At 51.8% G+C, this 6,947-nt stretch carries 4 protein-coding genes, 1 tRNA gene and 1 rRNA gene; all 6 read left to right on the top strand.

What is annotated here, in order from left to right; all coding sequences use genetic code 11:
• The first annotated feature begins 28 nt into the window (after window positions 1-28).
• A 5S ribosomal RNA gene (rrf, locus tag BUB67_RS06130) occupies window positions 29-145 on the top strand.
• A gap of 16 nt (window positions 146-161) precedes the next feature.
• Window positions 162-236: transfer RNA gene (locus BUB67_RS06125), tRNA-Asn, on the top strand.
• Between the two features lie 138 nt (window positions 237-374).
• Entirely contained in the window at window positions 375-515 is a 141-nt protein-coding gene (locus BUB67_RS16570) for a hypothetical protein (RefSeq protein WP_200798130.1), read from the top strand.
• A 422-nt stretch (window positions 516-937) separates the two neighbouring features.
• Entirely contained in the window at window positions 938-2,818 is a 1,881-nt protein-coding gene (gene dnaK, locus BUB67_RS06120) for a molecular chaperone DnaK (protein ID WP_073237353.1), read from the top strand.
• Between the two features lie 148 nt (window positions 2,819-2,966).
• On the top strand, window positions 2,967-3,959 hold the full coding sequence (locus tag BUB67_RS06115) for a DnaJ C-terminal domain-containing protein (RefSeq protein WP_073237350.1): 993 nt from the start codon (window positions 2,967-2,969) through the stop codon (window positions 3,957-3,959).
• Window positions 3,960-4,002: 43 nt separating this feature from the next.
• Window positions 4,003-6,600: an ATP-dependent chaperone ClpB gene (clpB, locus tag BUB67_RS06110; RefSeq protein ID WP_073237346.1), complete on the top strand. Its 2,598-nt coding sequence runs from the start codon at window positions 4,003-4,005 to the stop codon at window positions 6,598-6,600.
• Window positions 6,601-6,947 lie beyond the last annotated feature (347 nt).

Raw genomic sequence — 6,947 nt, 5'->3', positions numbered from 1 at the left:
CCAAAGAATTACCCAAAAGCATAAAGTTTCTGGTGGCGATACCGGAGGGGGTACACCTGTTCCCATCCCGAACACAGCAGTTAAGCCCTCCAGGGCCGATGGTACTTGGGGCTCACGCCCCTGGGAGAGTAGGTCGCCGCCAGAATAATTTTATACATTGATCCCCGATAGCTCAATGGTAGAGCAACCGGCTGTTAACCGGTAGGTTGTAGGTTCGAATCCTACTCGGGGAGCCAGTTAAAGGCTTCTGTATTTATGCAGGAGTCTTTTGTAATTTACAGGCTTGTGCAGTAACAGTCTATAATCAATACCCATATAATACTTTAGAAGGGGTAAAGCCCTTACAAATACAGCAAAGAAAAGGAGGCATGCAAATGGGCTACGGTTACGGTGGAGGAGGCGCCGGCGCATGTGGCGGCTATGGTTATAATCCTTATTACCCGGCGTTTATTCTATTCCTGATTTTAATACTGCTTTTCTTCGGCGACGGTTTCTATGGTTGTGATGCAAAATAAGCAAAGCCCATATAAAATACCCGGCACTAATCAGCCGGGTATTTTATATGGGCTTTTAAAATATGCTGCCAATGATCACCTAGGAGTAACCAAATTTTAAAATCATTATAAAGATTTTAAAAGAAGAAGATTTAAAAAACTAAAAAAAGCAATTGAAGAATAAATAGCAAACAGCCCCAAATTTGACCTTGCTTGACCTTTGATTGCAACGTGAGGAAACCATATAATAAAGGTCAAGAAAGGTCAAATATTTACGTTCCCGGGATGCTATACGTGTAAATGTTAGCTAAAACATTTTTAAATTGTAAGAAGCGATTTATTTTTTCTTTAGATTTATGCTTTACATTTACAATCAGATGATGTCCGAATCCAAGAGTAAAGTAAAGGGATTATTAAAATTTTAATCAAAGGAGGTATTATGGATGAGTAAAACTGTAGGTATTGACCTGGGAACTACCAACTCGGTTGTAGCAGTGATGGAAGGGGGTAGACCTGCGGTCATTGTAAATGCCGAAGGTTCCCGCACCACTCCGTCTGTTGTGGCATTCCGTGACAACGGTGAAAAACTGGTTGGCCAGGTGGCCAAACGACAAGGTGCCTTGAATCCCGACAAAACGTTATATTCCATTAAACGATTTATCGGTCGCCGCTATTCTGAAGTGGCGGATGAAAGGAGCCAGGTACCCTATAAGGTTGTACCCGGTCCCAACGATGCCGTTCGTTTTGATATCGGAGGCAAACTTTACGCGCCGGAAGAAATCTCCGCCATGGTGTTGAAAAAACTGGTGGAAGACGCGGAAAAATACTTAGGAGAAAAAGTCACCGATGCGGTTATCACGGTACCGGCCTATTTTAACGATGCCCAGCGTCAAGCCACCAAGGATGCAGGCAAAATTGCCGGGTTAAACGTTTTGCGTATTATTAACGAGCCCACCGCTGCAGCCCTGGCCTATGGCCTGGACAAAAAGACAAACCAAACCATCCTGGTCTTCGACCTGGGAGGCGGCACCTTTGACGTGTCTATTTTGGAAGTGGGCGATGGGGTCTTTGAGGTCAAGGCCACCAGCGGGGATACCCACTTGGGTGGCGACAACTTTGACAAAGCCATTGTGGATTGGCTGGCTGAAGAGTTTAAGAAGGATTACGGCATTGATTTAAGGCTGGATAAACAGGCCCTGCAGCGCCTCACCGAGGCCGCCGAAAAGGCCAAGACTGAACTTTCGACCCTGACGGAGACCCATATCAGCCTGCCCTTTATTACCGCTGATGCTTCGGGGCCCAAACACCTGGATATGAAACTGACCCGGGCTAAATTTGAGGATCTAACCTATCATCTGGTGGAACGCTGCCGTGGCCCGGTGATGGCGGCCCTGGCGGATGCCAAATTAACTGCAAAGGATATTGATGAAGTGATTCTGGTGGGAGGTTCTACCCGGATTCCTGCTGTGCAGAGACTGGTAAAAGAATTAACCGGCGGCAAGGAACCTCACCAGGGTGTGAACCCCGACGAAGTGGTGGCCGTGGGTGCAGCCATCCAGGCAGGGGTCCTGGCCGGTGAAGTGAAGGATGTCGTACTGCTGGATGTAACGCCCCTGTCCCTGGGTGTGGAAACCCTGGGCGGCGTGATGTCAAAAATTATTGAGCGCAACACCACCATTCCGGTGCGCCGCAGCCAGATCTTCAGTACTGCCGAGGATAACCAGCCGGCCGTCGAAATTCACGTGCTGCAGGGTGAACGGGAAATGGCCAGGGATAACCGTTCACTGGGGCGGTTTAAACTGGAGGGCATTCCCCTGGCTCCCCGGGGCGTACCGCAAATTGAAGTGACCTTTGATATTGACGCCAACGGCATTTTGAAAGTCAGCGCTAGGGATAAGGCCTCCGGCAAAGAACAAAGTGTGACCATATCCGGTTCCACCAGCCTGGACCAGGCTGAAATCGAGCGGATGATTCGGGAGGCGGAGGCCAACGCCGCCGAAGATAAAAAACGCCGTCAGGAAGCAGAAGTTCGTAATGAGGCAGACGCACTGGTGTACCAGGTGGAGAGACAGTTGAGGGCAGTGGCCGATAAACTGCCGGTGCATGAAAAGGCCCGCCTTGAACAGTTGACGGGAGATTTAAAGCAAGCTTTGAAGGAGAACGCCGGCATTGACCGCATCCGCTCTCTGTTCAGTGACCTGCAGCAGGCTGCCACCGCCCTGGCTGGAGTTGTTCAGCAATCCACTTGTGCATCCGGCGGCTGCGGCGCTAAATCCGGCCCCGCAAACGATGATGTGGTGGATGCGGAATATGAGGAAAAATAAGGAACCTGAAGGAAAAAGACGGCGCCTGGCGATGCCCCGCCGGGCACCGTGGTTCAGGAAATACGCTGAGCTAACCGAAATTGGCGGGGAGTTGCTCAGGCCGGCCCCGGTCTGGTCAACCGGAGTTCACAGGTGGTGAATAGCAATCATGGCAACCTATCGCGACTATTATGAAATTTTAGGTGTTAACCGCAATGCCAGTGAAAAGGAGATCAAGTCCGCTTATCGCAAACTGGCCCGCAAGCATCATCCTGATTTGTATACAGGAACTGAAAAGCAAGCCGCCGAAGAGAAATTTAAAGAAATTAATGAGGCCTATGAAGTCTTAAGCGATCCTGAGAAAAGGGCCAAGTATGACCGGCTGGGGGCCAACTGGCGGAACGGTCAGGAATGGCAGCCGCCGCCGGATATGGGCGACTTTCACTTTTATTCTTCCGGTGACGGGGAATATGGGTACAGCAGCGGATTCAGTGATTTTTTTGAGATGCTTTTTGGCAGGGGCGGGGCGGCCGGGAACAGGGCCGGGGCCTGGCAGGTCAATATCCGGGGGCATGACGTGGAAAGTGAACTGCCGTTGACCCTGGAGGAAGCCTACCGGGGTGGCGAGAAGACCATCCAGCTGACAACCCGGGAAATCTGCACCGCCTGCCACGGCAACGGGTTCCGAGATGCAGGGATTTGCCATTCTTGCGGAGGCACCGGCAGCACCGCCGGCAGCAAAACCCTGAAGGTGAAAATTCCGCCCGGTATTCAGCACGGCACACGTATCCGTTTGAAGGGTCAGGGGGGCGAGGGGTTGGCAGGGGGAGAAAGAGGTGACTTGTATCTTAAAATCAACATTTTACCCCACAGCCGGTTCACCCTTCGCGGAGATGACCTTGAATCGGAAGTAACCATTACCCCGGACCAAGCGGTACTGGGGGATAAAATAACCGTCGCCACCCTGGATGGCCCGGTGACCGTTACCATTCCCCCGATGATGCGCCATGGCAAGAAACTGCGGTTGCGCGGCAAAGGCTGGCCCAGAAAGGACGGCAGCCGGGGCGACCAGTATATCAGAGTGATCCTGGATTTGCCGAATCATCTCAGTGAAGCGGAAAAGGAATTGTATAAGAGACTGGCTGACATGAGAGCGTCTTAGGAGGAGGTGAAGACCCCGTTCTTGAATCCACGGGGTTAAGCATATGGATTTTAACCGTTATACACAAAAATCAAGGGAGGCCGTAGCGGCCGCTCAAAATTTGGCAGCCCAGCGGCACCATCAGGAAATCACCGGCAAACATTTGCTGCTGGCTTTACTGACCCAGGAAGGGGGCATGGCGCCCCGCTTTTTGGAACATGCCGGCATTCATGTAGCTGTCCTGCAGGCCCAGACTGAAGAACTGCTGAAAAAAATACCGGCAGTGCACGGTTATGAAGGTTCTCTTCGACTGAGCAGCGGTCTGGCCAGGGTTTTTCCGCGAGCGGAGCAGGAAGCACGGGAAATGAAGGACCAGTTTGTCAGTGTGGAGCACCTGCTGCTGGCCCTGCTGGAGGAAGGCGAAAGCGATATTCAAGATATTTTTCGCCGGTTAGGTCTGAGCCGGGAGGCGTTGCTGAATTCTCTGCGGGCCATCCGGGGCAACCAGCAGGTGACCAGCGAGAATCCCGAGGAGACCTACGAGGCCCTGGAGAAATACGGCCGGGATTTGACCAGGCTGGCACGGGAAGGAAAGCTGGATCCGGTCATTGGTCGGGATGATGAAATACGCCGGACCATTGAAATCTTGTCTCGCCGTACCAAAAATAACCCGGTGCTGATCGGTGAGCCCGGTGTCGGGAAGACTGCCATCGTTGAAGGCTTGGCGCGGCGCATAGTAGCCGGCGATGTACCGGAGGGTTTAAAAAATAAAAGGGTTATCGCCCTGGATATGGGCGCTCTCATTGCCGGGGCCAAGTACCGGGGTGAGTTTGAAGAGCGTCTAAAAGCTGTACTAAAGGAAGTGCAAAAATCCAACGGGCAGGTCATCCTGTTTATTGACGAACTGCACACCGTGGTAGGGGCCGGGGCCGCTGAAGGGGCCATGGATGCGGGGAATTTATTAAAACCCATGCTGGCCCGGGGAGAACTCAGGGCCATTGGGGCCACCACCCTGGATGAGTACCGCAAGCATGTGGAAAAGGACGCTGCTCTGGAACGACGTTTCCAGCCGGTGCTGGTGAACCCGCCCTCGGTTGAGGATACCATTTCCATTTTGCGGGGATTAAAGGAACGGTACGAAGTGCATCATGGCGTACGTATAAAGGACAGCGCCCTGGTGGCCGCCGCCACCCTGTCGGACCGTTATATTTCAGACCGTTTCCTGCCGGACAAAGCCATTGATTTAATGGACGAGGCCGCGGCCCGCCTGCGTACGGAAATTGACAGCATGCCCACCGCCCTGGATGAAATCACCCGCCGTATTATGCGGCTGGAGATTGAAGAGGCGGCCTTGAAGAAGGAAAAGGATGCCATTTCCCACGAGCGCCTGCAGAAATTACAGAAACAGTTGGCTGAACTGAAGGCTGAGGCCGATGTCATGAAAACCCAGTGGCAGGTGGAAAAGCAGGCCATTTCCCGGGTACGCCAGCTGAAGAAAGAAATCGAGGATACCAAGCTGGCCATTGAAAGGGCGGAACGGGAATACGACTTGAACCGCATGGCGGAGTTGACCTACGGTAAGCTGCCGGATCTGGAACGCCGGTTGAAGGCGGAGGAAGAGCTGCTGGCCGGCAAGCAAAAAAACAACATGCTGCTGAAGGAAGAAGTGGATGAAGAGGATATTGCCAGGGTCGTCAGCCGGTGGACCGGCATTCCCTTAAACAAACTGATGGAGGGGGAGAAGGAAAAACTCATCCACCTGGACGAAATACTGCACCGCCGGGTCATCGGCCAGGACCAGGCCGTACAGGCGGTGGCTGATGCGGTACTGCGGGCCCGGGCGGGGATTAAAGATCCCAACCGTCCCATTGGCAGCTTTATCTTCCTGGGACCCACCGGTGTGGGCAAGACTGAGCTGGCCAGGGCCCTGGCCCAGGCGCTGTTTGATGACGAACGCAACATGATCCGCATCGATATGTCGGAATACATGGAGAAGCACACCGTGGCGCGCCTGATCGGAGCGCCTCCGGGCTATGTGGGATATGATGAGGGAGGTCAGTTGACCGAAGCGGTGCGCCGCAAACCCTACTCGGTCATTCTGTTTGACGAAATTGAGAAGGCCCACAACGACGTCTTTAACGTGATGCTGCAGATCCTGGACGACGGCAGGCTTACCGACGGCCAGGGGCGCACGGTGAACTTCAAAAACACCGTTATCATCATGACATCCAATATCGGCAGTCATGAAATTCTGGAATTCCAGAGACGGGGGGTTCAGGATTATGACAGCATGAAATCCGCGGTAATGACCCTGCTGCAGCAGCATTTCCGCCCGGAATTTCTCAACCGGGTGGATGAAACGGTGGTCTTCCATGCACTGGATGTCAAACACATGAAACAAATTACTGTCTTAATGCTGGAAAGACTGGCCAAACGGTTAAGAGAAACCGCCCGGCTGGACATGACCTGGTCGGAAAATGCCGTCACTTACCTGGCCAATAAGGGTTATGAACCCAGCTACGGCGCCAGACCCTTGAAACGTCTTATCCAGCAAGAGGTTGAGACCCCCCTGAGCCGTCTCATGGTAAAAGATGAAATAAAACCCGGAGATACCGTGCAAATTGATGTTCAGGCGGGGCAAGTAAAAATAAACGTTCTATAAAAATAAGGACACAACCTTTTGCCGTGTAAGCGAAATCCCGGTATCAGCTGCAGGGATTATAAGGGTGAAACCAATTGAAAATGCCGCAGGTTTTATTTTAAAAGAAATTGACCGGCGGCATTTCTTTTATCTCCCATTGACATCTTTCAGCCCTCTGGCCTTTTGCGGTTGAATTATCATGGACTGACAGCGTAAAAATCTAAAAAAATTCTAATAATAACTTAAAAATTATGAAAAAACAGCAATACTAATGGTTGCACAGGTTTGATATTTTGCAATAAGCGGTTATAATGTTAAAGTAAGGCAAGGTCAAACAAAATTTTCAGCCTGACCTTTTTAAGATAAAA

The sequence above is a fragment of the Desulforamulus putei DSM 12395 genome (genome assembly GCF_900129195.1).
Taxonomy (GTDB): domain Bacteria; phylum Bacillota; class Desulfotomaculia; order Desulfotomaculales; family Desulfotomaculaceae; genus Desulfotomaculum; species Desulfotomaculum putei.
The sequence above is the reverse complement of the archived record's forward strand: the minus strand, read 5'-3'. Positions and strand labels throughout refer to the sequence as shown.

Excerpts from the sequence above, each read along its gene's own strand:
- clpB (WP_073237346.1), top strand. The coding sequence starts at position 4,003 with ATGGATTTTAACCGTTATACACAAAAATCAAGGGAGGCCGTAGCGGCC.
- dnaK (WP_073237353.1), top strand. The coding sequence starts at position 938 with ATGAGTAAAACTGTAGGTATTGACCTGGGAACTACCAACTCGGTTGTA.
- BUB67_RS16570 (WP_200798130.1), top strand. The coding sequence starts at position 375 with ATGGGCTACGGTTACGGTGGAGGAGGCGCCGGCGCATGTGGCGGCTAT.
- BUB67_RS06115 (WP_073237350.1), top strand. The coding sequence starts at position 2,967 with ATGGCAACCTATCGCGACTATTATGAAATTTTAGGTGTTAACCGCAAT.